This window comes from Vibrio rhizosphaerae (assembly GCF_024347095.1).
Classification (GTDB): Bacteria; Pseudomonadota; Gammaproteobacteria; order Enterobacterales; family Vibrionaceae; genus Vibrio; species Vibrio rhizosphaerae.
The window spans coordinates 2,493,619-2,520,066 of record NZ_AP024903.1 but is presented as its reverse complement, the minus strand read 5'-3'; the positions used below and the strand labels follow the sequence as shown (position 1 = coordinate 2,520,066).

Sequence of the window (26,448 nt, the reverse complement as noted above, 5' to 3'; positions counted from 1 at the left end):
TTCGGCTGGATTTTTTATGGCTAGTCAACGGGATCGCTTATTTTAATCCGAGTTGAATTCTCAATCAGAGCAGAATGATCTCTGACATTGGTTGTGGTCAGATATGATTTGCGCGGTACAGATAAAAGAAAACCCGGACAGATGTCCGGGTCAGAATCATGGTGCGGAAGGAGAGACTTGAACTCTCACACCTTGCGGCGCCAGAACCTAAATCTGGTGCGTCTACCAATTTCGCCACTTCCGCATTGTTTGTTGTTGAGCTTGTGCTCCGACTTTCAACCTGTTGTGCATACAACGCATTTGTATATACAACGATAGCTCAAAGCCATCTGATATGGCAGGTCTACCTGGATTCGAACCAGGGAATGACGGGATCAAAACCCGTTGCCTTACCACTTGGCGATAGACCTGTAATATTCTTTTGCTGGTGCGGAGGGAGGGACTTGAACCCTCACGTCCTAACGGACACTAGCACCTGAAGCTAGCGCGTCTACCAATTCCGCCACCACCGCATATCAGTAGCAAAAGAATTCAAATATGGTGGCTACGACGGGATTTGAACCTGTGACCCCATCATTATGAGTGATGTGCTCTAACCAGCTGAGCTACGTAGCCATTGTTACGTTATCTGTTGATAACCAATTCATGGTGCGGAAGGAGAGACTTGAACTCTCACACCTTGCGGCGCCAGAACCTAAATCTGGTGCGTCTACCAATTTCGCCACTTCCGCATTGTTTGTTGTTGAGCTTACGCTCCGACTTTCAATCTGTTGTTCATACAACCGATGATTCAAAGCCATTTGATATGGCAGGTCTACCTGGATTCGAACCAGGGAATGACGGGATCAAAACCCGTTGCCTTACCACTTGGCGATAGACCTGTCGTCATAACTTCGTTTAAAGAAGTTATCTTAGAATATGGTGCGGAAGGAGAGACTTGAACTCTCACACCTTGCGGCGCCAGAACCTAAATCTGGTGCGTCTACCAATTTCGCCACTTCCGCATTGTTTGTTGTTGAGCTTACGCTCCGACTTTCAACCTGTTGTGCATACAACGCATTTGTATATACAACGATAGCTCAAAGCCATCTGATATGGCAGGTCTACCTGGATTCGAACCAGGGAATGACGGGATCAAAACCCGTTGCCTTACCACTTGGCGATAGACCTGTAATATTCTTTTGCTGGTGCGGAGGGAGGGACTTGAACCCTCACGTCCTAACGGACACTAGCACCTGAAGCTAGCGCGTCTACCAATTCCGCCACCACCGCATATCAGTAGCAAAAGAATTAAAATATGGTGGCTACGACGGGATTCGAACCTGTGACCCCATCATTATGAGTGATGTGCTCTAACCAGCTGAGCTACGTAGCCTCATTTTAGAGCGAGACAATATAATCAATCCCGCTGTTTGTTTCAATCTCTTTTTCCCAGATTGAGACAAATTAAATATGGCAGGTCTACCTGGATTCGAACCAGGGGATGACGGGATCAAAACCCGTTGCCTTACCACTTGGCGATAGACCTGTTGTCAGAACTTCGTTGAAGAAGTTATCTGAAATTATGGTGCGGAAGGAGAGACTTGAACTCTCACACCTTGCGGCGCCAGAACCTAAATCTGGTGCGTCTACCAATTTCGCCACTTCCGCATTTATTTCCTAAAGACTTTTCATGAAAAGTACTTAGGAAATGGTGGCTACGACGGGATTCGAACCTGTGACCCCATCATTATGAGTGATGTGCTCTAACCAGCTGAGCTACGTAGCCACAAACCCCGGAGCAGGAGAACCATAATCCTGCGAACGGAGCGCATTATGCGGATATGACTTAAGAGCGTCAATAGTTTTTTTGAATAAATCGAGGAAAAACAACCGTTCGTTTTTTTTTTAGTCAAACCGCGCTGTTTATAGACAAAATAACTCGTAAATCAATTGGCTGAGTGCTGCGATGAGCGATTGACGATCGATGTTTCAAAACGGTGAAATGATGGTTGGTTTAGCAAAAGGCCCTCATTTTGAGGGCCTTATTTGAAGAAGTATTGGCTATCAGGTTAGACATTGAAGCGGAAATGGATCACGTCGCCATCTTTGACAATATAGTCTTTTCCTTCCAGACGCCATTTTCCGGCTTCTTTAGCGCCACTTTCACCTTGGTACTGAATGAAATCATCATAACCGACGACTTCAGCACGGATGAAACCGCGTTCGAAATCCGTGTGAATTTTTCCGGCAGCCTGCGGGGCCGTTGAACCAATCGGGATTGTCCATGCTCTGACTTCTTTGACGCCTGCAGTAAAATAGGTGTGTAGTTCGAGAAGTTCATAACCTGAACGAATCACACGGTTCAATCCTGGTTCTTCAATGCCCAGATCGGCAAGAAACTCGTCGCGTTCTTCATCATCCAGTTCGGATAGTTCAGACTCAATGGCAGCACACACGGCAACCACGACATTATTTTCTTTTGCTGCAAATTCCTGAACAGCATCCAGATAAGGATTATTTTCAAAACCGTCTTCATTGACGTTTGCGATATACATCGTCGGTTTGAGGGTCAGGAAGTTGAGATAGCCAATGGCTGCCAATTCTTCTTTTGCCAGTGTCACACTGCGAGCCATTCCGCCTTCGGTGAGTACCGGAAGCAGTTTTTCCAGCACAGAGACTTCAAATTTAGCTGCTTTATCGCCACCTTTGGCCCGTTTGGCCTGACGCTGAATTGCTCGCTCACAGGTGTCCAGATCGGCTAAAGCCAGTTCTAAGTTAATGACTTCAATATCTTCAATCGGAGACACTTTGCCGGCAACGTGTACAATGTTTTCGTTTTCGAAACAGCGAACGACATGACCAATGGCATCCGTTTCCCGGATGTTGGCCAAAAATTTATTCCCTAGTCCTTCGCCTTTTGATGCACCGGCGACTAAACCTGCGATATCGACGAACTCCATTGTGGTCGGTAAAACCCTCTGTGGATTGACAATTTCCGCGAGTGCGTCAAGGCGCAAATCCGGTACAGGCACAATGCCTGTATTCGGCTCGATGGTACAAAACGGAAAGTTTGCCGCTTCAATTCCTGCTTTGGTTAAAGCGTTAAAAAGTGTTGACTTGCCAACGTTTGGTAAACCAACAATGCCACATTTAAACCCCATGACTATAACCTTATTCAGCTTTGAATGTGTGTAAACGATTTTGTGCTTTCGTAAGACCTTCTTTGAGCAGTATATCCAAACATCGGACAGACTCGTCTACAGCGGCATCGAGGCATTCCTGTTCTTTTTCAGGTGCCTTACCTAACACATAACCTGTAACTTTATCTTTGTGTCCCGGATGACCGATGCCGATCCGGAGACGGTAGAATTCTTTGTTATTACCTAACTTACTCATGGTATCTTTTAAGCCGTTATGACCGCCATGACTGCCACCTTGTTTAAATTTAGCAACACCGGGTGGTAAGTCGAGTTCATCGTGAGCGACCATAATTTCTTCCGGCTGGATTTGGTAAAACTTTGCCAGCGCGGATATCGCTTTGCCGGATAAATTCATATACGTTGTCGGAATCAGTAAACGTAAATCCTGACCTTGAATCGTAACCCGGCCGGTCAGGCCAAAAAATTTAGGCTCATTTTTTAACACAGTCTGATGAACGCGGGCTAATTCTTCAACCACCCATGCGCCCGCGTTGTGCCTTGTTCTGGCGTATTCTGGGCCTGGGTTGGCTAGCCCAACAAGTAGTTTTATGGGTTGACTCACGGTCAGGCTCTCCTGATGGCTACAATGAAAAGCGCGGTATGATAGCACAGAATTTTTTATCCCCAAACTTCCTCAAACAAGCACATGTATTGTGACGATTGATGCTGATGGCGGTGTGTCGCAACGCTATGCGGATGGCTTCGTGTGTTGACCAATACCCTCAAGTGCTGGCAAATAACATCTGTTGGCGAATAAAAAAGCACCTCCGGAGAGATGCTTTCAAAAGACAAAATAAGCAATGATTAGTTAAACATTGAACATTGCTGAGATGGACTCTTCGTTGCTGATGCGGCGAATTGCTTCTGCAAGCATGGTGGAGAGTGTCAACTGAGTCACTCGGCCGGTTGCCTGCATTTCTTTGGAGAGTTTAATCGAGTCTGTAATAACGACCTGATCGAGAACGGAATTCTTAATGTTTTTCGCAGCATTGCCTGAGAATACAGCGTGTGTTGCATACGCAAATACGCGCTTGGCACCACGCTCTTTTAGAGCCTCAGCCGCTTTACACAGGGTACCACCGGTATCAATCATATCGTCGACGATCACGCAGTCACGGCCTTCAACATCACCAATCAGGTTCATGACTTCAGAAACGTTGGCGCGAGGACGGCGTTTATCAACAATTGCAATATCGATATCACCGAGCGCTTTAGCTGTCGCACGGGCACGTACAACACCACCCAGATCAGGTGAGACGACGACCGGATCTTCCAGATTTCGGGCTTTCATGTCTTCAAGTAAGACCGGGGTTCCAAAGATGTTATCAACGGGGACATCGAAGAAACCTTGAATCTGTTCAGCATGCAGATCGATCGTCAGTACGCGGTCAACACCAACGTTCGAAAGAAAGTCAGCAACGACTTTTGCAGTAATGGGTACACGGGCAGAGCGGACACGACGGTCTTGGCGAGCATATCCAAAATAAGGGATAACAGCGGTAATACGGCCTGCTGAAGCACGGCGCATCGCATCAATCATTACCACGAGTTCCATCAGGTTGTCGTTGGTTGGTGCACAGGTTGATTGAATGAGAAATACGTCGCTTCCTCGCACATTCTCGTTGATCTGCACTGCGACTTCGCCGTCCGAGAAACGGGAAACCGTTGCATCTCCAAGAGAAATATACAAGCGATCAGCAATACGTTGGGCTAGTTCAGGGGTAGCGTTACCGGCAAATAGCTTCATATCAGGCACGGTGGAAACCTCAGGGTTGCGTCCAGTATTTAAATAGGTTGGGTGTGGGCCGATTGATCATACCCATGTTACGACAGTTTCATGGCCACAGGTGCCAATCACTCTCTTAACCATTGTTGTTTTCACAACGATGAGTATAGCCTGTTAAAGTTTCTTTCAGCGGCGAAATATTACATCCTTTTGCTACAAAAGCGGAAACTTCATCCGGCAAACGGGAAAGTAGATGTTGTGCTTCATTTTTATTTGAAAATTCAGCAAAAACACAAGAGCCAGTCCCGGTCAATCTCGACGGCGCGTATTGTAACAGCCATGAAAGTTGCTTATCAACCTCTGGATAAAGCTTTCGGACAATTTTTTCGCAATCGTTTTCGTACGGATATTGTAGAAGCGTTGTCAAATCTCGCTTGAGCGTATCCCGAGTTAATTTGGGATGCGAAAAAATGGCGGCTGTCGAAATACTGACATCGGGTCTGACAACCAGATACCATTTTTCTTGTGGTGTGACGAAGGTCAGTTTTTCTCCGACGCCTTCTGCATAAGCCGCATGGCCTTGGACGAACACGGGGACATCTGCACCGAGCTGCAATCCGAGCTCGGCCAGCTGACTTTGGGATAACCCGCATTGCCAAAGGTGGTTCAGGGCGACTAAGGTTGTCGCAGCATTGGATGAGCCGCCCCCGATCCCGCCGCCCATCGGCAAGACTTTATGCAAGTGAATATCAGCGCCCAGAGATGTTTGTGTGTACTGTTGTAGTTTTCGGGCCGCTTTCCAGATTAGATTCTCTTGTAACGGGACACCCTCCATTTCCGGAGAGACGGTGATATTGCCGTTGGGATTGACACGAATGGTTAGTTCATCCCCATAATCGAGAAACTGGAAAAGGGTTTGCAACTCATGATAGCCGTCATCCCGTTGACCGGTGATATAGAGAAATAAATTCAGTTTGGCTGGTGACGGCCAGACGGTTGGGTCGGTGTTGATAGCATCGGATAGATTCATTGGGTGACTTTCCATTGCGAAATATGGATATTGATTTTGGTTGCGCCTTGTTGCAGGAGCAGACGTTCAGGCAAAGGAAGTTGTTGTGCTTTCAAGGTTACAGCCGTGTAGGTTTTGTACTGTACTTGCCATTGCTGATCGGAGAGCTTTTTCTCGAGATGATCCAGCGTGTTATCGGGTTTGAGCGAAAACGTATCTGCAAGGGCCGGGCGTCCCAGAATCCACTGACTGAGTGAACTGAGGGGAATATCCAGCCCGGTCAGTTGATGCAGTAATAGTTCCGGTGTCTGAGCAGTATAGTGTTGCCCTTCATAAGTTTCGGCTTCCGCTCGTTGGGGATAAATATCCATTTTCAACACGGTTTGGCCCAGAAATGTGGTTAGACGCAGTTGACTATGACGGTCAGATTTCTTCCATTGAAAATTGAGCGACCGACGTTCTTGTGGCGAGATGTACCCCAGTTTCCCGGCGATTTGGTAATGATTGATCTGTTGGAGACGCTGCTGATGGGATTGCCATTCCACGGGTTGAAGTGGGGGCTGAACGCTGCTACAGCCAGCCAGAATGATGATGGTTAGAAATACTTGAAGGATACGATAAGTCATAAATACGGGCTTTTGTTGGTCGAAAAACGGGTCCTTTAAAACAGCAACACTATAGCATTGATATCACGAAGTTATAAAAACAAATCCTTTAAAGTCTTTTCTTCAATAAGGGCATACAGTAAAATTCTTGTCTTACCCCTTAGAAGATGTGATCAGAGTACCTCCAGTCGATGTCCTTACTTGCCATTGGAATTAATCATCAAACAGCGCCTCTGGAACTGCGTGAAAAAGTTGCGTTTGGACCAGATAAGCTGCCTGAAGCATTGAATCAGCTTCGGGAGCATGCGGATGTTAAAGGGAGCGTGATTCTTTCAACCTGTAACCGTACCGAAGTGTACTGCGAGATTAAACCCACGAGCAAAGGCCGTTTGATTGATTGGTTATCTGAATTTCACCGGGTCAATCCGCAAGAGTTAAAGTCGAGTATTTATATTCATGAAGAGCAAGCCGCTATTCGCCATTTAATGCGAGTCTGTTGTGGCCTCGATTCTTTGGTATTAGGGGAACCTCAAATTCTCGGACAGGTTAAGCAGGCGTATTCGGAATCCAAGGATTTGGCGTCGGTGGATGCAGCGATAGAGAAACTGTTTCAAAAAGCATTCTCAGTCGCGAAGCGTGTGAGAACGGAAACAGATATCGGTGGTAATGCAGTTTCTGTTGCCTATGCGGCCTGTACGCTGGCAAAGCATATTTTCGAATCGTTGAACGATGCAACCGTACTGTTGGTCGGCGCCGGGGAAACCATCGAATTAGTGGCGAAGCATTTAGCTTCAAATGGCTGCCAGAAAATCATTGTGGCCAACCGCACCCGCGAAAGAGCGATGGGACTAGCGGCGCAATTCGGGGCACAAGTGATTCGTTTACAAGAGATTCCTGATCATCTGGCCAAAGCGGATATTGTGATTAGCTCGACAGCGAGTCCGTTACCGATTATCGGCAAGGGTATGGTAGAGAAGGCGATTAAAGCCCGACGTTATCAGCCGATGTTGTTCGTTGATATTGCGGTACCAAGAGATGTTGAAGCCGAAGTCAGCGAGATTAGTGACGCCTATCTGTATAGTGTTGATGATTTGCAGTCGATTGTGGACAGCAATATCGAGCAGAGAAAGGTTGAAGCGATTCAGGCCGAAGCGATTGTCAGTGAAGAAAGTGCCGCATTTATGAGTTGGATGCGCTCATTGCAGGCGGTTGATAGTATCCGGGATTACCGGGACAGTGCGAATCATATCCGTGATGATCTTTTAAATAAAAGTATTCAGGCGCTCGCGTTGGGGGGCGATCCAGAAAAAATCCTTCAGGAACTCAGCTATAAGCTAACCAATAAATTAATTCATGCGCCGACTCGTGCATTGCAGCAAGCCGCTGAGCAAGGGGAACCTGCGAAATTGGCTATAATCAGACAGAGTCTGGGGCTTGATAATCTTTAATTTCGATATTATTTCCGTACAAAGAAGAAACTATGAAAGCGTCAATTTTACAAAAGCTTGAAACGCTCGCTGAGCGCTATGAGGAAGTTCAGCACCTGCTGGGTGATCCTGACATTATCGGGGATCAAAACCGATTCCGTGCGTTATCAAAAGAGTTTTCTCAACTTGAAGAAGTGACTCAATGTTTTCAGGCTTATCAGCAGGCGCAAGAAGATTTAGTTGCTGCCGAAGAAATGGCAAAAGAAGATGATGCAGAAATGCGAGAGATGGCTCAGGAAGAAATTGAGGCAGCCCGTGCATCGATTGAGCAATTAACGGATACGCTACAAATATTATTGCTACCGAAAGATCCGAATGATGAGCGGAACTGCTTTCTTGAAATTCGGGCCGGTGCCGGTGGTGATGAAGCCGGTATTTTTGCCGGAGACCTGTTCCGTATGTATAGCCGTTTTGCCGAAAGGAAAGGATGGCGCATTGAAGTGATGTCGTTCAATGAAGCTGAGCATGGCGGTTATAAAGAGATGATTGCCAAAGTCAGTGGTGACGGGGTCTATGGGACGTTAAAGTTTGAATCCGGCGGGCATCGCGTTCAGCGGGTTCCTGCAACAGAATCTCAGGGACGGGTGCATACATCAGCTTGTACGGTCGCGATTATGCCTGAAATACCAGAAGCTGAACTGCCTGAAATCAAAGCCAGTGACCTTAAAATTGATACCTTCCGCTCTTCCGGTGCTGGTGGTCAGCACGTCAATACCACCGATTCTGCAATTCGGATTACCCACTTGCCGACTGGCGTGGTGGTTGAGTGTCAGGACGAACGTTCTCAGCATAAAAACAAAGCCAAAGCGATGTCGGTACTGGCCGCTCGGCTGGCTCAGGCTGAGGAAGCGAAACGGGCAGCTGAAGTCTCCGATACCCGGCGTAATTTGCTAGGCAGTGGTGATCGCAGTGACCGTATCCGAACCTACAATTATCCGCAAGGACGGGTATCTGATCACCGGATTAATTTGACGCTGTATCGTCTTTCTGAAGTGATGGAAGGCGAGCTGGATGGTTTGATCGGTCCGATTGTTCAAGAGCATCAGGCGGATCAATTGGCTGCTTTGGCTGAGCAAAACTAATCAATGATGTCTCTGCCAGCCCGAATCGATGAATTAACTCGCCACAGTACTGCCGTTTTAGCCGAAAGCGGCAGTCCTTCGCCTGCCATTGATGCTGCGGTATTACTTTGCCATGTTCTGGAAAAGCCCCGCTCATATTTGCTGACATGGCCGGAAAAAACGCTTACCGAGTCCCAGCTCAATCGGTTTGCTGAATTACTGAACCGCCGTCAGAACGGTGAACCGATTGCCTATATTCTTGGGCAGCGGGAGTTCTGGTCTTTGCCGCTGCAAGTCTCATCGGCAACGCTGATTCCACGTCCCGATACCGAATCTCTGGTGGTGGTTGCTTTGGAAAAAGCACGGGAAATTACCGGGCCTATCTTGGATCTCGGCACCGGTACCGGAGCCATTGCACTGGCTTTAGCCTCCGAGTTACCGGATACCTGTGTAACCGGGGTTGATCTGCAACCGGAAGCCTGTGAGTTAGCGCAGCGCAATGCAGCCCGGTTGGGAATCTCCAATGTGAGTTTTTATCAAAGTAATTGGTTTGAAAATATCAATAAAGGTACGAAATTTGCTTTAATCGTTTCAAATCCACCTTATATCGATGCGGACGATCCGCATCTACAATGTGGCGATGTTCGTTTCGAACCGCTTTCTGCCTTAGTTGCAGCAGAGCAGGGGCTGGCGGATATCAGAACTATTGCCGTTGCGGCAAAACAATACCTGCAACCTCAGGGATGGTTGCTGTTTGAACACGGTTATGAGCAAGCTGAATCAGTCAGAGGATTACTTCAGTCTCTGGGTTATCAGTCTATCCATACTGAGCAAGATGATTCTGGAAATGATCGCGTCACAGTCGGTTGTTTTCTGCCGTAGTTTTCATGCCATAAAAAGTGCCCATAAGAGGACGTTTATGTATCTGGGTTTAAAATATTTCCATATATTGACCATTGTAGTCAGTGTCGCTTTATTTTGTCTCCGCTATGGGCTAATGATGCTCAATTCCCAAGTGCTTCATCATCGTTTCTTGAAAGTTGCACCCCATGTGATTGATACGTTACTGCTGTTGTCCGGGGTTGCGTTGTGTGTGGTGACCGGCTTTATTCCTTTTACATCTGAAGCGGTCTGGCTGACTGAAAAACTCATGTGTATGTTGGCTTATATCGCGTTAGGTGTTTTTGCCCTGAAACTTGGCAAGAACAAGTTGCTACGGAGTCTGGCATTTCTTGGCGCGCTAGGCTGGGTGGTTATGGCGGCAAAAATTTCTTTGACCAAATTACCGATATTGATGCATTAATACTGGGCCAATATGTCTATGATTGAACTGTTTGATGAAGATTTTGATGCGATGGAACTGGTGGAAGGCGCGCTTGTCCTGAATCAGGCCATTAATCCTGAAACTCGGGTTGTGTGGGCGGAACAGACGTTAGTGAAGATGACCCGTGAGGCTGAAGCCAGTCTGGATGCCGGTGCCGATCCCAAAACACGATTAGCCGCTTTTTTACAGTTATTTTATCAGACATGGGGATTTGCCGGTGATCATGAGGCCTATTTCGAGTCACGCAATGCATTCATCGATCAGGTGCTTGAACATCGCAAAGGTATTCCGGTCAGTCTGGGTGCTTTGCTCTTGTATTTTAGCAATCGGCTGGGATTTCCGCTCAAGCCGGTGATGTTTCCGACCCAATTTTTGATTCAGATTGCCTGGCCTGATGAAGAGCCTGTCTATCTGAACCCATTTTCCGGCGAGTATGTTTCGAAGCATACCCTGCAAGCTTGGTTGATTGGTAATAAAGGACCACTTGCTAAATTGAAACCGAAACACTTACAAGTGAGTGACCATCCGACGATTATTGGTCGGTGGCTGGCGTTGCTGAAAAGTGCGTTAATGCGGGAAGAACGTTATACGCTGGCATTGAAGTGTACTAATTTAGCATTAACATTTGTCCCCGATGATCCTTATGAAATTCGTGATCGTGGATTTATTTATCAGCAATTGGAATGTCATCAGGTCGCATTGTCGGATTATCAGTATTTTATTGAGCATTGTCCGGATGATCCTGCCGCTGAATTATTGAAAAATCAGGTGAATCTGTTGCGTAGTAATGCCGTAACAATCCACTAATCTTGGATTTACAGAGAGAATATGATGGAACAGAAAGTTGTAAAAGTTGGCAATATTGATGTCGCCAATGACCGACCATTCACATTATTTGCCGGAATGAATGTTCTGGAGTCCCGCGACCTTGCGATGCAAATTTGTGAGCATTATGTCAAGGTGACTGAAAAGTTAGGGATTCCTTATGTCTTCAAGGCCTCATTTGATAAGGCGAACCGGAGTTCTGTTCATTCATATCGTGGTCCCGGCCTTGAGGAAGGGATGAAAATTTTCCAAGAGTTGAAACAGACTTTTGGTGTAAAAATTATCACGGATGTCCATACCGAAGCACAGGCACAACCCGTGGCGGATGTGGTTGATGTCATTCAGTTACCAGCGTTTCTTGCCCGTCAGACAGACTTAGTGGAAGCGATGGCAAAGACCGGAGCGGTCATTAACGTCAAAAAGCCGCAGTTTATGAGTCCGGGACAGGTTGGCAATATTGTCGAAAAATTTGCCGAGTGCGGCAATGATAAAATCATTCTGTGTGAACGGGGGGCTTGCCACGGCTATGACAACCTTGTTGTCGATATGCTGGGGTTTGGTGTCATGAAAAAAGTCTCTCATGGTAGCCCGATTATTTTTGACGTGACTCACTCACTACAGATGCGTGATCCGACCGGTGCCGCTTCTGGTGGTCGTCGTGAGCAGACCGTCGAGTTAGCGAAAGCCGGTTTGGCAACCGGTATTGCCGGCTTGTTTATCGAAGCGCATCCGAATCCGGCTCAAGCGAGATGTGATGGCCCTTCAGCATTGCCGCTCGATAAATTGGAGCCATTTTTGGCACAGATGAAAGCGCTGGATGACTTAGTGAAAAGTTTTGCCGATATCGATATTCAATAAACGGCTGCGTTGATAGCCTCCGGTTAAAAGCCATCGCATTATGCGGTGGCTTTTTTATACCGGTCGGGCCGATCAAGCCTGAATGGCCCGTGAGACTGCGGATTGTGAGCATTGGATATATTGCGCGCTAAGGTGCGATCACACCCTCAAATATTTGTGACCTTAGATTCATAATTTTATAGTATTCTTTACCCTAAGGTATCGGGCTGACTCATATATCAAGTGTGGAGAGCGGCCGGCATCTGAATGGACACTCAATGTCAGGGATCAGGATTGGCAGGAATATTATGCGATTATCACTTATGTCAAAACCATTGTTTTTAAAGAAATGGCTTTCAAATCAACGCTTTTCAAATCAACTTTATTCAAACCGACAACATCATTTGAAAACCGTACTCGCCGCGGTCTTCTTGGTATTTTTATGGGGATGTACCACCACACCCAAACATCAGTGGCACCCGGATGAGACTTACCATCTGACGGTACTTCACACCAATGATCATCATGGGCGGTTCTGGAAGAACAAATATCATGAATATGGAATGTCTGCCCGCAAAACGCTGGTTGATCAGATTCGTCAGGAAGTTGCCGCCGAAGGCGGGAGTGTGCTGTTGTTTTCCGGCGGGGATATCAACACGGGTGTACCGGAGTCCGATTTGCAAGATGCCGAACCTGATTTTAAGGGGATGAATATCATCGGATATGATGCAATGGCGGTGGGAAACCACGAGTTTGATAATCCATTGACCGTGTTATTCAAGCAGCGCCAATGGGCAAATTTTCCGATGCTTTCGGCTAATATCTATGACAAAACCACCGGCAAGCGCTTGTTCCGCCCGTACAAAATTTTTGATGAGCAGGGGATTCGTATCGCAGTGATTGGTTTGACGACCGAAGATACTGCGAAAATTGGTAATCCGGAGTATATCGGCAATGTTGAGTTCAGAGACCCGAAAGTGGAAGCGAAGCAACTGATTGCGGAACTGAAAAAAACAGAACAGCCGGATTTAATTTTTGCTGTCACACACATGGGGCATTACGTTAACGGTCAACATGGTATTAATGCTCCGGGAGATGTGGCACTGGCGCGTTATCTGGAGCCGGGGGCGCTGGATATGATTGTCGGTGGTCATTCTCAGGAGCCGGTTTGTATGGAAGGCCCCAATGTTGCGGATACGCATTTTCAACCGGGCGATGAGTGTCAGCCGGATCGGCAGAACGGGACGTATATTGTTCAGGCTCATGAGTGGGGCAAATATGTGGGCCGGGCAGACTATGAATTCCGTAACGGGCAACTGAAAATGGTCAGTTATCAGCTGATACCGGTCAATCTCAAGAAAAAAGTGACGCTCAACGGCAAACAGCAGCGGGTGTTGGTCGATGAACAGATACCGGAAGATCCGGCGCTACTGAAGTTTTTGACGCCTTATGAGGAGAAGGGTAAGGCGAAATTAGGGCAAAAAATTGCCACAGTAAAAGGACGTCTGGAAGGTGACCGGAATGTGGTACGTTTCCGGCAGACCAATCTGGGACGTTTAATCGCAATGGCCCATAAGGATAAAGTTAAGGCTGATTTTGCGGTGATGAATTCCGGCGGGGTCCGTGATTCAATTGAGTCAGGAGATGTGACGTATAAAGATGTCCTGAAAGTGCAACCTTTTGCCAATATTGTCACTTATGTCGATATGTCTGGCGCCGAGGTGATTGCGTATCTGAATCAGGTGGCGACCAAACCTGTTGATTCGGGAGCCTATGCTCAGTTTGCCGGTCTTTCCATGACGGTCAGTGCTGATGGCGTTTCCGATGTGAAAATTGGTGGGGTGCCGATTCAGATGACACGCACCTATCGGTTCAGCATTCCCAGCTTTAATGCAGCCGGTGGCGATGGGTATCCTAAATTGACGGATCATGCCGGGTTTGTGAATACCGGATTTGTTGATGCGGATGTGTTGAAAGCGTATTTACAGACACATAGCCCTGTCGATGCTTCTCTATATCAGCCTAAAGGTGAGATTACCTATCGATAAAAAGCATTTGACTCAAACATCCGAGTGATTTTTACTTGAGGCGGCAAAATTGCCGCCTTTTTCATGGCTGTAGGTGGTACATTGCTTGATTGATAAGAAAGGACTGACGTATGACGCCTGCAATTCGTTTGGCAAAAAAAAAGAAAATCTCCCACATCATCCATCAGTATGAACATGACCCGAATCATACGAGTTTCGGGCTGGAAGCGGCGGAAGTGCTCGGACAGGATCCGAAGAAGGTTTTTAAAACATTACTGTTCGCACTGAATGGCGAAGCGAAAGTTCTGGCTGTTGCGATTATTCCGGTGGATCAAAAGCTGAATTTAAAACTGGCGGCAAAAGCGGCAGGCGTCAAAAAAGCGGAGATGGCCAATCCCGACATTGCACAGAAAATTACCGGCTATGTGGTTGGGGGAATCAGCCCTCTGGGGCAGAAAAAAATGTTGCCGACATTTATTCACACCAGTGCTGAGAGCCAAGAAACGATTTGTGTCAGTGCGGGTAAAAGAGGTCTGGAGATTGAATTGGCTCCCCGGGATCTGGCAGCGCTGACGCGGGCTAAATTTGTACCATTATGTTTGGAGAGTGAGTGAAACATAGTCGCTCTCCAATTTGGCATTGCGGATAAGAAAAATCCCGGGACTTCCCGGGATTTTTTATCGATGATGTGATGGATTAATCTTCAATCTGAGCATTATCAACGACATGGTTTTCACCCAAATCATCCGGCAAGATTAGATTTAACAAGATAGCGACGACACCACAGAGGCTGATCCCCTGTAAGCTGAATTCACCGATACCAAAAGCCATACCACCAATGCCAAAGACCAAGGTCACCGCGACAATGACCAGATTTCTGGATTTATGCAGATCCACATGATTCTTAATCAGGGTATTCAGACCAACCGAAGCGATGGAGCCGAATAGCAGAATCATAATCCCACCCATCACTGGTACTGGAATCGTTTGGAGCAAAGCACCCAGTTTACCGACCAGGGCTAAAACGATGGCTGTCACAGCTGCCCAAGTCATAATCACCGGATTGAAGGCTTTCGTGAGCATCACTGCGCCAGTCACTTCACTATAGGTTGTATTTGGTGGTGCGCCAACCATTGCCGCTGCAATGGTTGCAATGCCGTCTCCGGCAATGGTGCGGTGTAGTCCCGGCTTTTTCAGGTAGTTTTTCCCTGTAACATTGGAGATCGACAGAATATCGCCCACATGCTCGACTGCCGGTGCGATAGCCACCGGAATCATAAATAAAATGGCATTGATGTTAAATTCAGGCATGGTGAAATGAGGCAGTGAGAACCAAGCGGCATTCTGGACCGCTTCAAAACTGACCACATCAAAAATCAGGCTCAGTGTATAACCGGCAATAATGCCACCGAAAATCGGCAGTAGTTTAAACATACCGCGAGCAAAGACACTGATGAGAATGGTCGTAAACAAAGAAATACATGAAATCCACAGGGCGATTTGTCCGTCAACTAACTGAGCGGAGCCATCTCCGGTTTTTCCTAGTGCCATATTAACGGCTGTCGGGGCGAGGCCCAGTCCAATCACCATGATGATCGGGCCGATAACAACCGGTGGCAGAAGCTTATGAATAAACTCAGCACCATTGATTTTGATTAATCCGCCCAGCACAACGTAGACCGCTCCGGCGGCAATCAGGCCACCCATTGTGGCAGGAATCCCCCAAGCTTGAACACCGTAAAGGATAGGAGCAATGAAAGCGAAAGAAGAGGCGAGAAAAATAGGAACGGAGCGACGGGTGACAAGTTGAAAAAGAAGGGTTCCGATACCAGCGCCAAAGAGAGCGACGTTTGGATCGAGTCCCGTTAGAAGCGGAACCAGCACCAGCGCGCCAAATGCAACAAAGAGCATCTGCACGCCTAATATGGCATTTTTCATGTTTTTTTCCCTGAGTAAGACAAATTTTGAGGATTCTATCACTTATTGAAACGTTTGCCATGCTTCAAGGTGGCTATTTTTTGCAAGGGGTGAGATCAGGAATATTTGCTATTGTGGCAGGGTTTTCTTGCCGGGAACCCAATAGTTGCTTATGATCGGGACACGATTGTTGATGTATTTTGGATTACTATGCGAAATATCGCTTGTCTGATTTTGTTAGGCCTGACTTTTTCCGGTTATGCGGCAACTCAGGTCAATATTTATCGTTCGGAAGTTATGCTTGATCAAGAACAAGGTGAAGATCAGGCTCGAATTCAGGGCATGGAAAATGTGATCATTCGGGCGACCGGAGAGAAAGAGGCTGTCGATAACCCAGTGATTAAGAAAGCACTGTCTCAAAACCGCCTTTACCTGTCTCAGATTAGTTATGGTCAGAAAGATGACCAAAAGATCGTCCAAATGCAGTTTAGTGCTAAGCAGATACGGGCCTTACTGACACAGGCACAACTTCCGTTCTGGCCGGTAAAACGGGCGACGATTCTGGTCTGGTACGTTGAAGACCAGAATTTTCAGCGTAATATCGCATGGGAAAATGTTTCGAATGCGAATGTTCAGCAATTAAAACAACTGGCTGAAAAGCGTGGATTACCTCTCATTGTTCCTGTCGGCGATTTTGACGATATTACCAGTATTGAAGCATCGGATATCTGGGGAGAGTTTCTTCAGCCGATTCGTGATGCAAGTGAACGCTATCATCCCGATGCCATTTTGATTATTCGGGCTCAGTCAGACACGCTGAACTGGAAGCTTTACGATCAAACTCCCGAGAAACTGTTAGATATTTCTGTGCCACCCATGAGTGGGCGCTTAAGTGGTGACGATGAGCTTGCACAGCTGGTCGATCAATTAACACAATACTATGCCAAGAAAAACCGTGTTGTTGTTGCCGGGCAATCGTCTCATTCGATGATTCTCAATGTGAAACATTTAAGCCGGGCGGTCCATTTTTTCAAACTGGAACAGGCACTCAACCAGCTCAGCTCTGTCGCAAGTGTTGATGTCATTCAGATTCAAGGGGATGAAGTGACATTCAGGGTTCATTTGTTAACTACTCAGGAAGCATTTGAACAAGAGCTGGCTTCACTCAATTTGATCGAACGGCTTCCTGAAGCGGATGATGGGATGGCAGGATTAGATGAATCGTCTGCTGATCATTCTCAGGTGCTGCAACCGACGTCATCCGAAGAGACGGCTGTAGGCGCGACTGCGACTGAACCACGACAGCCCGAATCACCACAGACTGATGTGCATCCGGCTGAGGATTCTGATGGAAAGAAGTCCTTGAATGATGTCAATTCTCAGGCGTTGACGGATACGCCAGTCGAGACGAACCAATCTCCGTTGCTATATCAGTGGCGTGAACGTCCCGTTTCAGAGCAATCAGAAGATAATGCTCAAACAGAAGATAATGCTCAGACCGGGTCGTCACAAGACACCTCGTCTCAGAGTCCGCTTCCTCAAGAGACGCCATAACCGAGGTCCTCACATAAGCGATGTCACAACAAGGGCCTCAATCGCCCTTGTTTTTTTATGCATTGGATGCATGAGGGATTTAATGCTTAACCGTAGGGTTGAGCCTCATTGATAATGAGGCAAGGCGCTGCCCAAGTTGTTGGGCCAGTGTTTTTTCTTCTGTGCTCAATTGACCGGCCACTGTGGCAAAGTGGCTGGCCCCGTACGGTGTGCCGCCGCTTTGCGTGGTATGCAAGGCCGGTTCACTGTAGGGAATGCCGACAATGAGCATGCCATGATGCTGTAAGGGTAATTGCATCGTTTGCAGTGTCGTTTCCTGACCACCGTGTAACGATGATGACGAGGTAAAGACACAGGCAGGCTTATCGATCAGCGCTCCACTGATCCACAGGGGGGTACTGGCATCCCAGAAGTGCTTGAGTGGTGCAGCCATATTACCGAACCAGACCGGACTTCCCATCGCCAGACCATCGCAATCTTTTAATTCATCATATGTCAGATAAGGATCAGATGGCGGTTCTGCTGAAGGTGGAATGTCCGGGACGGTTCTCAGTAATGCTTCACAGCCGGAAATCGCATTGATTCCTCGCGCGATTTGTCTCGCCAAAGCCCGTGTGGATCCGTGACGGCTGTAATAGAGCACAACAATGCGATGGCTCATAGAATATCGAGGACTTGTTCGGGCGGGCGGCCGTGGCGGGCTTTGCCATTGGCAACCACAATGGGACGCTCAATGAGCTTCGGATGCTCAACCATCGCCTGAAACAAATCATCATCGGTGAGTGAGTCGCGGCCTAAATCTAATTCTTTATAGATTGATTCCTTGGTTCTCATCATCTCTCTCACGTGATCGACATTGAGTTGCGTGTAAAGTGTTTTCAATAAGTCCGGTGTGAGCTCGGTTTCCAGATATTTAATCACCTGCGGTTGAATGCCTTTACTTTCTAACAAAGCAAGTGTTTCCCGGCTTTTCGAGCATTTGGGATTATGATAAATGACGACTGACATAAAGACTCCTTCAAGTGATTATTTTTGTAAAGCGAGGAATTGTTCCCGCTGAGTGATGAGTTGGTCGATTCTTGCGTCGTAGCGGGCTTGTTCCAGACTGCCTAACTTAGCCAGCTGGCTGGCCCGGGTGTAATACTGGATTGCCTGATCCCAGTCTGCTTTTAGCGCAAACAATTCAGCGCGTGCGGCGTACTCTTCCTGTTGGTTCCCCATATGATTATTGGCTTCTGAGAGAATAGACCAGCCATTTGAATCATCCGGATGATTGTGAGTATAGCGTTGCAGCACTTGAACCGCCTGTTGATATTGTTTGGCTGACATGAGTGCATTGGCATAGTTGATGGTCAGAACCGAGTTATGCGGTGACTGTTTCAGTGCCTGTGCGAGCAATTGGATAGACCGTTTGGCTTTCCCTTCACCGATATAGAGATCCGATGCCGCATCCAGATAGAAGTTGTTTTGTGGATCTGCTTTGAGCAGACGTTCCAGAATGGGGGCTGCTTTATCGTACTGCTTATTGTCCAGATAGACCAGTGCAGTACCATAATCACAGGCTGCCTGAATGATCGGGTCGTTCTTTTTCCGTTGTCGTTGTAACCAGTCCAGCGCTGCTTTGTCATCGATACCGGCATAGCGCACCACAACTCTGGCCCGGGCTAACTGATAATCTTTGGCATAGGGGAGATTGACGTGCTTATAGTGTTGTGCTCTGGCCCGGCTATCCGTAATCCGGCTATCCGGTAATGGGTGAGTCAGCAACATGGCTGGTGGATGGCTGGAGTATTGGTATTCTTCGGACAACTTGCCAAAAAATCGTGGCATAGCATAGGGATCAAAACCCGACTTCGCCAGCGTTTCAATACCAAAACGATCGGCTTCTTTTTCATTGGCCCGGGTGTAGTTAATTTGTCCCTGAACAGAACCTGCGGTCGTGGCTGTGATCGCGGCAATCCCGGCTTCCGGGGCGGCAATGGCTAATAAAAGCGAACCGGCAAGGGCTGCCAGTGTTGCTGGCGAACGTTTTGCTTCCGCTTCCATACTTCTGGCCAGATGGCGCTGGGTGATATGGGCAATTTCATGCGCCATGACGGAGGCCAGTTCACTTTCGGTTCGGGTGTGTAAAAATAGCCCTGAGTGCAGCGCAACGTGGCCGCCAAAGAAGGCAAACGCATTGATTTCACGGTTACGGATCAGAAAAAATGTAAATGGCGTTTTCACATCATTGGCGTGTGAAACCAAGCGATGACCGAGCGTATTAATGTATTCATTTAACACCGGGTCATTGATAATCGGCTGTCTGCTGCGGAGAACGCGCATATAAGCGTCTCCATATTGTTCTTCCTGATCAATACTCAGTGTTGCGCCCGCGACCGTGCCAATATCGGGAAGGTCATTGTTATCTGCGGATACGGATGCAGAGAACAACATCGATACAGACAGGCATGAACAGAGTAAACTTCGGATTGGTAGACTCATCATATTAATACTATTTTTCCTTTGCAGTCCTGAAGGTAGGACCTTCTCTTCCGTTATTGGTTTCCCCGATTTATCGGACTGGGCAGCCGACTAATTTTATGCGATCTATTTTACCATTTTACGGCATGATTAACGGTGGCATACGTTGTAAAACACTATACAATAACTGTCCTATAGTTAGCATCAAGTGAAAGCATGAAACGCTATTTCCCCCCGATTGACGCACATAGGATAGCCCTATCTTCTTTGTTTTATGGTTTAACATCAACGCCAGAAAGCAATGTTTCAGTGATGAGGCAAGCTTTTTCATGCCTGACAGTATCTGTAAAAAAACAGCTTAGAATATTTTCAGACCGCTTGGTCCGCGTGCATATGTTCGCGGAATGTAAGCCATTTGATGATGACGCTCAACTTTAAGTGATAAAAGGACCTCATAACATGTTCGATATGTTGAATCGATGGTATAAACGGCGCTTTTCCGACCCTCATGCCGTTAGCCTGTTTGCGATGTTACTCTTCGGGTTTCTGATTATCTATTTTATGGGGCATCTCATTGCGCCGCTTCTGGTTGCCATTGTTTTGGCCTACCTGTTGGAGTGGCCCATTATCCAAATGGTTCGGTTGGGGATTCCAAGAACCTTGAGTGTCGTTCTGGTGATTACAGTCTTTGTCAGTTTGATGTTGGTCGCCGTCTTTGTGTTGATTCCGACAATTTGGAACCAAGTCGGAAACCTGATTAATGATATTCCGGGGATGTATAGCCAATTACAGCATCTGATTAATACCGTGCCGGAGAAATATCCAGAGTTGGCTGATTTGGCGATTGTTGAGCCGATGATGGACAACATTAAGAATCAGGCACTGCATTTTGGTGAAAGTGTTGTCAAAGGGTCACTGGCTTCTCTGGTGAGTATTGCGACACTGGCGGTCTATCTGATTCTGGTACCACTGCTGATTTTCTTTCTCCTGAAAGATAAAGGAGAGATGCTCAAAACAGCCAGTAATATTATGCCCAGAAACCGCAAACTGGTGACGAAAGTCTGGGTTGAAATGAATGAACAAATTTCGAACTATATTCGCGGCAAAGTGCTGGAAATTCTGATTGTTGGCGGAGTGAGCTACATTGCATTCGCCATTCTGGATTTACGATATTCTGTATTGCTTGCTGTGGCGGTTGGTTTCTCTGTTTTGATCCCTTATATCGGTGCGGCTGCTGTGACGATTCCGGTTGCGATCGTGGGGATTTTCCAATGGGGATTTACACCACCATTTTATTGGCTCTTGGTGGTTTACGGCATTATCCAGACGCTGGATGGTAATGTGCTCGTCCCGGTTTTATTTTCTGAGGCGGTTAATTTACACCCGGTCGCGATTATTGTTGCCGTGCTGGTTTTTGGTGGGATGTGGGGATTTTGGGGCGTATTTTTTGCCATTCCTTTAGCGACTTTAGTGAAAGCAGTCTGGCATGCTTTACCTTCGGGAGAGGTTGAAGATGAACCTCATCAGACTGCGTCATAAAGCACTGTATTAATATCAATAATCTTTCATAATGAAAGAAACTGTTTTTGGTATGTTTTAGGTTTATTTCTACATTTGTCATTTTGATAAGTGTAGTTTTTTTATTGTGATGTCAGAGAGGTTTGCATGAGGTTTAGCCAAAAGATAGTAGCAGCGTCATCGTTACTTTTGATTGTGACGATTTTGTTGTTGTCCTTACAACAATTGAGAACAGTGAGAAGTAGTGTTGAGTCTTTAGTTTACAGTAGCTTGCAAGAGTTAGTTTCGGGTGTGAAGAACAGCATCACGACTGATATGAAAGCGAAAGAAGCATTGGCTCATTCGATGACGGAAATTATTCAGTTAGATCCCGGCAATCGGGATTACGTTAAAAACGTGTTGGAAACGCCGACGCTTAAATCAAGTTTTGTCGCTGTCGGGTTGGGATACACCGATGATGGTTCGGTGATCGAAAACGATGATCACTGGGAACCGCCATCGGATTATGACCCTCGGAAACGGCCTTGGTACATTGATGTGAAAAACCAAGGAAAAATGATTGTCACCGAACCCTATGTCGATTTTACGACGAAGAAGATTATTATCTCTATCGCGACACCGGTTTATAGAAATGGTCAGTGGTTCGGCGGGATGTATTATGATCTCGACCTTTCGGGCCTCTCGAACGTTGTAAACTCTGTGAACCTTTTTGATGCCGGTCACCTGTTTATTGTGACGGATAAAGGGGAAACCATTGCACACCCGAACCGGGAGTATAATGGTAAGAAATTTACCGAGTATCTGCCCGGTGCCGAGTTAAAAGCCGGCATGCAGCATGTGGAAATTAACGGTAAAAATTACCTGATTAATTTCACTGAAGTGCCGAGTGAACACTGGTACGTTGGTGCTGTGATCGATGAATCTATTGCTTTTAGTACACTCTCTTCATTAAGAAACAGCTCTATTTTATATACGCTGGCCGGTGTGATTATCAGTCTGGTCTTGCTGTCACTACTGATTAAGCGCCTGATCCGCCCGCTCGGTATACTCAATACTGCAATTGATGATATTGCTTCCGGTGAGGGTGACCTCACGAAACGGCTGGCAACGGATTTAGATCAGGAATTTGCGATGTTAGCGGTTGGATTCAACCAGTTTACCGAAAAACTACAGCATCAAATCAGTCAGTCGAAAGAAATTAGTCGTGACATTCTGGACGGTATTCAAACCATTGCCACCCATTCGAGACACTCTGCCGAAGGGATGCAATCTCAAATGCTGGAAGTGGATCAGCTTGCCACCGCGATGAATGAGATGGCAGCGACAGCATCTGAAGTGGCGCATAATGCACAAAATGCTGCGACAGCCGCAAAAGAAGCGGATGATGCATCGAATGAAGGGGCTGAGGTTGTGAGTTATACCACGCAGTCCATTAATGAACTCTCGGCAAGAATTGATCAAGCGGTTGAAGAAGTCACCCAATTAGAGTCGGCGACAGCGAATATCGAAACGATTCTGGAAGTGATTAATGAGATTGCGGATCAAACCAATCTGCTGGCTTTGAATGCTGCGATTGAGGCTGCCAGAGCCGGAGAATCCGGACGTGGCTTTGCTGTGGTTGCTGACGAAGTGAGAACGCTGGCGCAGAGAACGCAGAAATCCACAACAGAAATTCGGACGATGATTGAGCAGTTACAATCCGGTGCATCTTCGGTGTCTGCCGCAATGAGCGAAAGTAAAGGGAAGGCATCCGACGCGGTTGAAAAATCACATGTTGCCAATCAGGCGCTTCAACGTATCAGCCAAGCGATTCAGCAAATTAGCGATATGAATATTCAGATTGCTTCGGCTGCAGAAGAGCAGAGTCTGGTCGCTGAAGAAATCAACAATAACATGGTGAAAATTAAAGACATCAGTGGTGATGTTGCAGATTCAGCCAAAGGCGCGAGTCAGGCCACTGAGTTACAGGTTGAGAAAGTTCATCAACAAGAAAAACTGTTAAATCAATTTATCGTCTAATCTGTGATTGAATCATTCTGAGAAGTGAATGCCAGCCGTCAGGCTGGCATTTTTACAAGGGATGGATTCAGACCATCGCAATCGTGCAACGTTGAAATTTAGCGGAATTTAAGTTCAGCGGAACCAAAGTGCCGTGGCCGGAACAAACGACACAATCATTAGGGTGACAAACATCGCCAGAATAAACCACTTACCATAACGCATGACTTCGTTGACTTTGATTCCTGTGGTCGAACACACTGCCAGTAACACCGATGCCACCGGTGGTGTTTGCTGACCAATGCCCAGATTCAGACAGACAATGACGCCGAAGTGTATCGGGTCGACACCGATTTGGTGCGCTAAAGGCAGTAACATGGGCACAACGACAATGATGGCCGCAGATGCGTGTAACACCATGCCCAATAGCAGCAGGAAGATATTGATCACCAGCAGCAATACCCAAGGCTTATCACTGACTGAACCGATTGACTTGGCGATTAGTTGAGGCAACTGCTCGTTTGCCAGAAACTGTCCAAGCACCGCCGACCCGGCAATAATCATCATCACCAATGAGGTTTGCTTTACCGTCACGGAGATGATGTTACCCAATTTTTTCCAAGTCAGATCGTTTTTGAGGATGGTGCCGAAAAATAACGCCGCAATTACACCAACCGCCGCGGCTTCGGTGGGCGTGACCAATCCCATGATGAGGCCGCCGACAACGATCACCGGGATCATTAACGGCACGATGGCTGCGGTGAATGCTGCCACAAGGTGAGAAAATCGAAACGCTGAGTCGACCGGGTGATGTTCTTTCCGGGCGAAAATGTAGATTACGACCATGAACGCAAGGCCAAGGATAATTCCGGGAATAATGCCGGCAATGAACAGATCTTTGATCGACTGATTAGCGGTGACCCCATACAACACCATCGGGATAGACGGTGGAATAATAATGCCCAGCGTCGCACTGGTCGCGGTTACCGCTGCCGCAAATTCCTTCGGAAAACCTTTGCGTTCCATTTGCGGTACAAAAATCTTACTCATCACTGCCGCATCGGCAACGGCAGAACCGCTCATTTCAGCCATAAACATGGATGTCAGCACGTTGATGTGACCCAGACCGCCCCGCATCCAGCCCACCATCGAGGACGCCAGATTAATGATACGTTCGGAGATTGATGTCGCGCCCATCAACTCACCCATAAAAATGAACAACGGAATCGCCAACAGTACAACACTGTTGGTGCCGGAGAACATTTGAATCGGCACCATGATTAGATCAATGCCGGTTATCAGCATACAGATTGCCGCAGTAATCATCAGAGTAAAACCAACCGGCACGCCAGCCATAATTAACAGACAGAGAATGCCTAATACAACCCATACCATGGTTAATACTCCTTCATTTTTCTGAACATTTGGTGCAGCGTGGCAATCAGCATAAGGACGGAGAAAATCACCAATACCGACATAAACCATCCCTGACCGATTTCAGCAGTTTCAATTTCTGTCGAGCCATCGACCATGATCATCCGGCATGCCTGATAAAACAGCATCACCAGAAACGCGCCGATGAGCGTGTCGGTCATTAGGGTGAACTTCTGACGGACTCTGGGTGATAATTTGTCCAGTAGCATGTCAAAAGCGATGTGGCCTCCGTCACGCATTGCGAGATAAGCGCCCAGAAATGTCACCCAGGCCAGCAACAGGCCGGGCACTTCATCTGCCATCGCACTGAACGGCGACAAATATTGATCAAAAAATTGGTACAATCCCGGCAAAATACGCTGCTCAGCCAGTTTGTATAGCCCTCCCTGAATAAGGTAGCGGTTGGCTACGTTGATAAGAACGAGTAGGGTTGAGGCGATCAGTGCCATTCCGGCAATCACCGTCGTCACCCGATCCAAAATCCGCATGAACATCGTATTTTCCTCTGTTATCGGGCTTGTTCGATCAAATTCAGCCAGTCACTGCCAAATTTCTTTTCATATTGCGTGCGGGTCGCCATCGTTGCTTGCTTGAACGGGGCTAAATCCACTTTGTTAATTTTGGTCAGCTTACTCATCTCGTTCAGATATTTTTGCTCCAGTGCGGCTGCATCGGCATAGGTTTGTTGAGTAATATCGTGGCCCACTTCTTCAAACACTTTACGTTGCTCATCAGTCAGGCTGTTCCAAAAATTTTTCGATGCAATCAGAAAACTGGGGGTATAGACATGACTTGTTTCACTGAAGTAGCCCGCCACTTCGTATTGCTTTTGCTCATAGAAGCCATATGTCGCTGCTTCTGCACCGTCAACTACGTGAGTCTGCATCGCTGTGAACGTTTCTTTCCAGGCCACACTTTGAGGTGTCGCGCCGATTTTCTGGAATACGTCCTGACGCAGTTTTCCGCCGGAGACTCGAATTTTCAGGCCTTTCATATCACTCGGTGTTTTGATGGCACGAACCGAATTCAGGATATGACGGAAACCGTTCTCATAAATGCCGAGCACTTTTACCCTCGCTTTGTCCTCAATTCGCTGTTCAACAGCCTGACCCAGCGGGCCGCTCATCGCTCTTTCAACATGTTCACGGCTGTCAAATAGCCAGGGCAAATCGAAAATGCCTAACTTCTTATCCAGTTTGAGTACGCCAGAGGCTACGTTAATCATTTCGATCGCACCCGCTTTCACGTTGGTGATCAACGCTTTCTCGGTCCCCAGCTGGCCTGAGGGATACAGTTTAAATTCAAACTGCCCGGGCAGACGCTTTTCGACTTCACTGGCAAACAATTGACTTTGTTGATGTAAAGGCGACAACGCCGATACGTGGCTGGCAATACGAACTTCGATAGGATTCGCTGCTACGGAAAAGGAGGTGATAACCGTCGCTGTTCCAACTAGGAAAAAATTCAGTTTCATAGGTGAC

The 26,448-nt window shown here is 47.1% G+C and carries 23 protein-coding genes and 13 tRNA genes; 11 read left to right on the top strand and 25 right to left on the bottom strand.

Annotation, left to right across the window (positions count from 1 at the left end):
* Positions 1–159: 159 nt before the first annotated feature.
* The 18 genes from OCV37_RS10935 to lolB all read right to left on the bottom strand — a co-directional run bounded on the left by OCV37_RS10935 (position 160) and on the right by lolB (position 6,543).
* A tRNA-Leu gene (locus OCV37_RS10935) sits at positions 160–244 on the bottom strand.
* A gap of 91 nt (positions 245–335) precedes the next feature.
* Positions 336–410, bottom strand: a tRNA-Gln gene (locus OCV37_RS10930).
* A gap of 15 nt (positions 411–425) precedes the next feature.
* Positions 426–512: transfer RNA gene (locus tag OCV37_RS10925), tRNA-Leu, on the bottom strand.
* Between the two features lie 26 nt (positions 513–538).
* A tRNA-Met gene (locus tag OCV37_RS10920) sits at positions 539–615 on the bottom strand.
* A 31-nt stretch (positions 616–646) separates the two neighbouring features.
* Positions 647–731, bottom strand: a tRNA-Leu gene (locus tag OCV37_RS10915).
* Between the two features lie 75 nt (positions 732–806).
* Positions 807–881, bottom strand: a tRNA-Gln gene (locus OCV37_RS10910).
* Between the two features lie 38 nt (positions 882–919).
* A tRNA-Leu gene (locus OCV37_RS10905) sits at positions 920–1,004 on the bottom strand.
* Between the two features lie 91 nt (positions 1,005–1,095).
* Positions 1,096–1,170, bottom strand: a tRNA-Gln gene (locus OCV37_RS10900).
* 15 nt (positions 1,171–1,185) lie between these two features.
* A tRNA-Leu gene (locus OCV37_RS10895) sits at positions 1,186–1,272 on the bottom strand.
* A gap of 26 nt (positions 1,273–1,298) precedes the next feature.
* Positions 1,299–1,375 (bottom strand) — tRNA-Met (locus OCV37_RS10890).
* A gap of 78 nt (positions 1,376–1,453) precedes the next feature.
* Positions 1,454–1,528 (bottom strand) — tRNA-Gln (locus OCV37_RS10885).
* 37 nt (positions 1,529–1,565) lie between these two features.
* A tRNA-Leu gene (locus OCV37_RS10880) sits at positions 1,566–1,650 on the bottom strand.
* A gap of 41 nt (positions 1,651–1,691) precedes the next feature.
* A tRNA-Met gene (locus tag OCV37_RS10875) sits at positions 1,692–1,768 on the bottom strand.
* Between the two features lie 283 nt (positions 1,769–2,051).
* Positions 2,052–3,143, bottom strand: a complete 1,092-nt coding sequence (gene ychF / locus OCV37_RS10870; protein WP_038183612.1) for a redox-regulated ATPase YchF — start codon at positions 3,141–3,143, stop codon at positions 2,052–2,054.
* 10 nt (positions 3,144–3,153) lie between these two features.
* Positions 3,154–3,744: an aminoacyl-tRNA hydrolase gene (gene pth / locus OCV37_RS10865; protein ID WP_038183615.1), complete on the bottom strand. Its 591-nt coding sequence runs from the start codon at positions 3,742–3,744 to the stop codon at positions 3,154–3,156.
* A 246-nt stretch (positions 3,745–3,990) separates the two neighbouring features.
* Positions 3,991–4,938, bottom strand: a complete 948-nt coding sequence (locus OCV37_RS10860; protein WP_038183617.1) for a ribose-phosphate pyrophosphokinase — start codon at positions 4,936–4,938, stop codon at positions 3,991–3,993.
* Positions 4,939–5,044: 106 nt separating this feature from the next.
* Positions 5,045–5,953: a 4-(cytidine 5'-diphospho)-2-C-methyl-D-erythritol kinase gene (gene ispE / locus OCV37_RS10855; protein WP_157635047.1), complete on the bottom strand. Its 909-nt coding sequence runs from the start codon at positions 5,951–5,953 to the stop codon at positions 5,045–5,047.
* The gene (gene lolB / locus OCV37_RS10850; protein WP_038183622.1) at positions 5,935–6,543 is read right to left on the bottom strand and encodes a lipoprotein insertase outer membrane protein LolB; all 609 of its coding nucleotides are present in this window, start codon (positions 6,541–6,543) and stop codon (positions 5,935–5,937) included. The genes ispE and lolB overlap by 19 nt, the downstream gene beginning before the upstream one ends.
* 170 nt (positions 6,544–6,713) lie before the next feature.
* On the opposite strand from lolB, the gene hemA reads away from it, so the two are divergent.
* The 8 genes from hemA to ybaK all read left to right on the top strand — a co-directional run bounded on the left by hemA (position 6,714) and on the right by ybaK (position 14,697).
* On the top strand, positions 6,714–7,970 hold the full coding sequence (gene hemA, locus OCV37_RS10845) for a glutamyl-tRNA reductase (protein ID WP_038183625.1): 1,257 nt from the start codon (positions 6,714–6,716) through the stop codon (positions 7,968–7,970).
* Positions 7,971–8,002: 32 nt separating this feature from the next.
* On the top strand, positions 8,003–9,091 hold the full coding sequence (gene prfA, locus OCV37_RS10840) for a peptide chain release factor 1 (protein WP_038183628.1): 1,089 nt from the start codon (positions 8,003–8,005) through the stop codon (positions 9,089–9,091).
* 6 nt (positions 9,092–9,097) lie between these two features.
* Positions 9,098–9,952 (top strand): peptide chain release factor N(5)-glutamine methyltransferase, encoded by an 855-nt coding sequence (gene prmC, locus OCV37_RS10835; protein ID WP_038183946.1) that lies wholly within the window; start codon positions 9,098–9,100, stop codon positions 9,950–9,952.
* 37 nt (positions 9,953–9,989) lie between these two features.
* Complete coding sequence (locus OCV37_RS10830; protein WP_038183631.1) at positions 9,990–10,373, top strand: SirB2 family protein; 384 nt, start codon at positions 9,990–9,992, stop codon at positions 10,371–10,373.
* Positions 10,374–10,391: 18 nt separating this feature from the next.
* On the top strand, positions 10,392–11,201 hold the full coding sequence (locus tag OCV37_RS10825; protein ID WP_038183633.1) for a SirB1 family protein: 810 nt from the start codon (positions 10,392–10,394) through the stop codon (positions 11,199–11,201).
* Between the two features lie 24 nt (positions 11,202–11,225).
* Positions 11,226–12,077, top strand: coding sequence for a 3-deoxy-8-phosphooctulonate synthase (gene kdsA / locus OCV37_RS10820; protein ID WP_038183948.1), 852 nt, complete (start codon positions 11,226–11,228; stop codon positions 12,075–12,077).
* Between the two features lie 287 nt (positions 12,078–12,364).
* Positions 12,365–14,104: a bifunctional UDP-sugar hydrolase/5'-nucleotidase UshA gene (gene ushA / locus OCV37_RS10815; RefSeq protein ID WP_390902262.1), complete on the top strand. Its 1,740-nt coding sequence runs from the start codon at positions 12,365–12,367 to the stop codon at positions 14,102–14,104.
* Between the two features lie 110 nt (positions 14,105–14,214).
* Positions 14,215–14,697: a Cys-tRNA(Pro) deacylase gene (gene ybaK, locus OCV37_RS10810; protein WP_038183636.1), complete on the top strand. Its 483-nt coding sequence runs from the start codon at positions 14,215–14,217 to the stop codon at positions 14,695–14,697.
* Between the two features lie 82 nt (positions 14,698–14,779).
* Here ybaK and OCV37_RS10805 read toward each other — a convergent pair whose 3' ends face one another.
* Complete coding sequence (locus OCV37_RS10805; RefSeq protein WP_038183639.1) at positions 14,780–16,021, bottom strand: uracil-xanthine permease family protein; 1,242 nt, start codon at positions 16,019–16,021, stop codon at positions 14,780–14,782.
* Positions 16,022–16,210: 189 nt separating this feature from the next.
* On the opposite strand from OCV37_RS10805, the gene OCV37_RS10800 reads away from it, so the two are divergent.
* Entirely contained in the window at positions 16,211–17,554 is a 1,344-nt protein-coding gene (locus tag OCV37_RS10800) for a DUF2066 domain-containing protein (RefSeq protein ID WP_157635048.1), read from the top strand.
* Between the two features lie 79 nt (positions 17,555–17,633).
* On the opposite strand, the gene wrbA is transcribed toward OCV37_RS10800, so the two are convergent.
* The 3 genes from wrbA to bepA are packed head-to-tail and all read right to left on the bottom strand — an operon-like array spanning position 17,634 to position 20,041.
* Complete coding sequence (gene wrbA / locus OCV37_RS10795) at positions 17,634–18,215, bottom strand: NAD(P)H:quinone oxidoreductase (protein WP_038183642.1); 582 nt, start codon at positions 18,213–18,215, stop codon at positions 17,634–17,636.
* The gene (gene arsC, locus OCV37_RS10790; RefSeq protein WP_038183645.1) at positions 18,212–18,562 is read right to left on the bottom strand and encodes an arsenate reductase (glutaredoxin); all 351 of its coding nucleotides are present in this window, start codon (positions 18,560–18,562) and stop codon (positions 18,212–18,214) included. Before arsC ends, wrbA begins: the two co-directional genes overlap by 4 nt.
* Positions 18,563–18,580: 18 nt before the next feature.
* On the bottom strand, positions 18,581–20,041 hold the full coding sequence (gene bepA, locus OCV37_RS10785; protein ID WP_038183647.1) for a beta-barrel assembly-enhancing protease: 1,461 nt from the start codon (positions 20,039–20,041) through the stop codon (positions 18,581–18,583).
* A 435-nt stretch (positions 20,042–20,476) separates the two neighbouring features.
* Here bepA and OCV37_RS10780 point away from each other — a divergent pair, with 435 nt between their 5' ends.
* Positions 20,477–21,556, top strand: coding sequence for an AI-2E family transporter (locus tag OCV37_RS10780; RefSeq protein WP_038183650.1), 1,080 nt, complete (start codon positions 20,477–20,479; stop codon positions 21,554–21,556).
* Positions 21,557–21,682: 126 nt separating this feature from the next.
* Entirely contained in the window at positions 21,683–23,554 is a 1,872-nt protein-coding gene (locus OCV37_RS10775) for a methyl-accepting chemotaxis protein (RefSeq protein WP_038183653.1), read from the top strand.
* 114 nt (positions 23,555–23,668) lie between these two features.
* Here the strand turns inward: OCV37_RS10775 and OCV37_RS10770 are convergent, their stop codons facing one another.
* From OCV37_RS10770 to OCV37_RS10760, 3 genes are read right to left on the bottom strand one after another with little or no spacing between them, the layout of a single operon-like run.
* Entirely contained in the window at positions 23,669–24,928 is a 1,260-nt protein-coding gene (locus OCV37_RS10770) for a TRAP transporter large permease (RefSeq protein WP_038183656.1), read from the bottom strand.
* 2 nt (positions 24,929–24,930) lie between these two features.
* Positions 24,931–25,461, bottom strand: coding sequence for a TRAP transporter small permease (locus OCV37_RS10765; protein ID WP_051680713.1), 531 nt, complete (start codon positions 25,459–25,461; stop codon positions 24,931–24,933).
* 14 nt (positions 25,462–25,475) lie between these two features.
* On the bottom strand, positions 25,476–26,441 hold the full coding sequence (locus OCV37_RS10760; protein WP_084717501.1) for a TRAP transporter substrate-binding protein: 966 nt from the start codon (positions 26,439–26,441) through the stop codon (positions 25,476–25,478).
* Positions 26,442–26,448: the final 7 nt, after the last annotated feature.

Coding starts and splice junctions, on each gene's coding strand:
- ychF (WP_038183612.1), bottom strand. CDS start 3,143: ATGGGGTTTAAATGTGGCATTGTTGGTTTACCAAACGTTGGCAAGTCA.
- OCV37_RS10805 (WP_038183639.1), bottom strand. CDS start 16,021: ATGAAAAATGCCATATTAGGCGTGCAGATGCTCTTTGTTGCATTTGGC.
- OCV37_RS10775 (WP_038183653.1), top strand. CDS start 21,683: ATGAGGTTTAGCCAAAAGATAGTAGCAGCGTCATCGTTACTTTTGATT.
- prmC (WP_038183946.1), top strand. CDS start 9,098: ATGTCTCTGCCAGCCCGAATCGATGAATTAACTCGCCACAGTACTGCC.
- ybaK (WP_038183636.1), top strand. CDS start 14,215: ATGACGCCTGCAATTCGTTTGGCAAAAAAAAAGAAAATCTCCCACATC.
- prfA (WP_038183628.1), top strand. CDS start 8,003: ATGAAAGCGTCAATTTTACAAAAGCTTGAAACGCTCGCTGAGCGCTAT.
- wrbA (WP_038183642.1), bottom strand. CDS start 18,215: ATGAGCCATCGCATTGTTGTGCTCTATTACAGCCGTCACGGATCCACA.
- bepA (WP_038183647.1), bottom strand. CDS start 20,041: ATGATGAGTCTACCAATCCGAAGTTTACTCTGTTCATGCCTGTCTGTA.
- OCV37_RS10770 (WP_038183656.1), bottom strand. CDS start 24,928: ATGGTATGGGTTGTATTAGGCATTCTCTGTCTGTTAATTATGGCTGGC.
- OCV37_RS10825 (WP_038183633.1), top strand. CDS start 10,392: ATGATTGAACTGTTTGATGAAGATTTTGATGCGATGGAACTGGTGGAA.
- OCV37_RS10765 (WP_051680713.1), bottom strand. CDS start 25,461: ATGTTCATGCGGATTTTGGATCGGGTGACGACGGTGATTGCCGGAATG.
- lolB (WP_038183622.1), bottom strand. CDS start 6,543: ATGACTTATCGTATCCTTCAAGTATTTCTAACCATCATCATTCTGGCT.
- OCV37_RS10780 (WP_038183650.1), top strand. CDS start 20,477: ATGTTCGATATGTTGAATCGATGGTATAAACGGCGCTTTTCCGACCCT.
- OCV37_RS10830 (WP_038183631.1), top strand. CDS start 9,990: ATGTATCTGGGTTTAAAATATTTCCATATATTGACCATTGTAGTCAGT.
- OCV37_RS10760 (WP_084717501.1), bottom strand. CDS start 26,441: ATGAAACTGAATTTTTTCCTAGTTGGAACAGCGACGGTTATCACCTCC.
- ushA (WP_390902262.1), top strand. CDS start 12,365: ATGCGATTATCACTTATGTCAAAACCATTGTTTTTAAAGAAATGGCTT.
- arsC (WP_038183645.1), bottom strand. CDS start 18,562: ATGTCAGTCGTCATTTATCATAATCCCAAATGCTCGAAAAGCCGGGAA.
- ispE (WP_157635047.1), bottom strand. CDS start 5,953: ATGGAAAGTCACCCAATGAATCTATCCGATGCTATCAACACCGACCCA.
- hemA (WP_038183625.1), top strand. CDS start 6,714: ATGTCCTTACTTGCCATTGGAATTAATCATCAAACAGCGCCTCTGGAA.
- kdsA (WP_038183948.1), top strand. CDS start 11,226: ATGGAACAGAAAGTTGTAAAAGTTGGCAATATTGATGTCGCCAATGAC.
- OCV37_RS10800 (WP_157635048.1), top strand. CDS start 16,211: ATGCGAAATATCGCTTGTCTGATTTTGTTAGGCCTGACTTTTTCCGGT.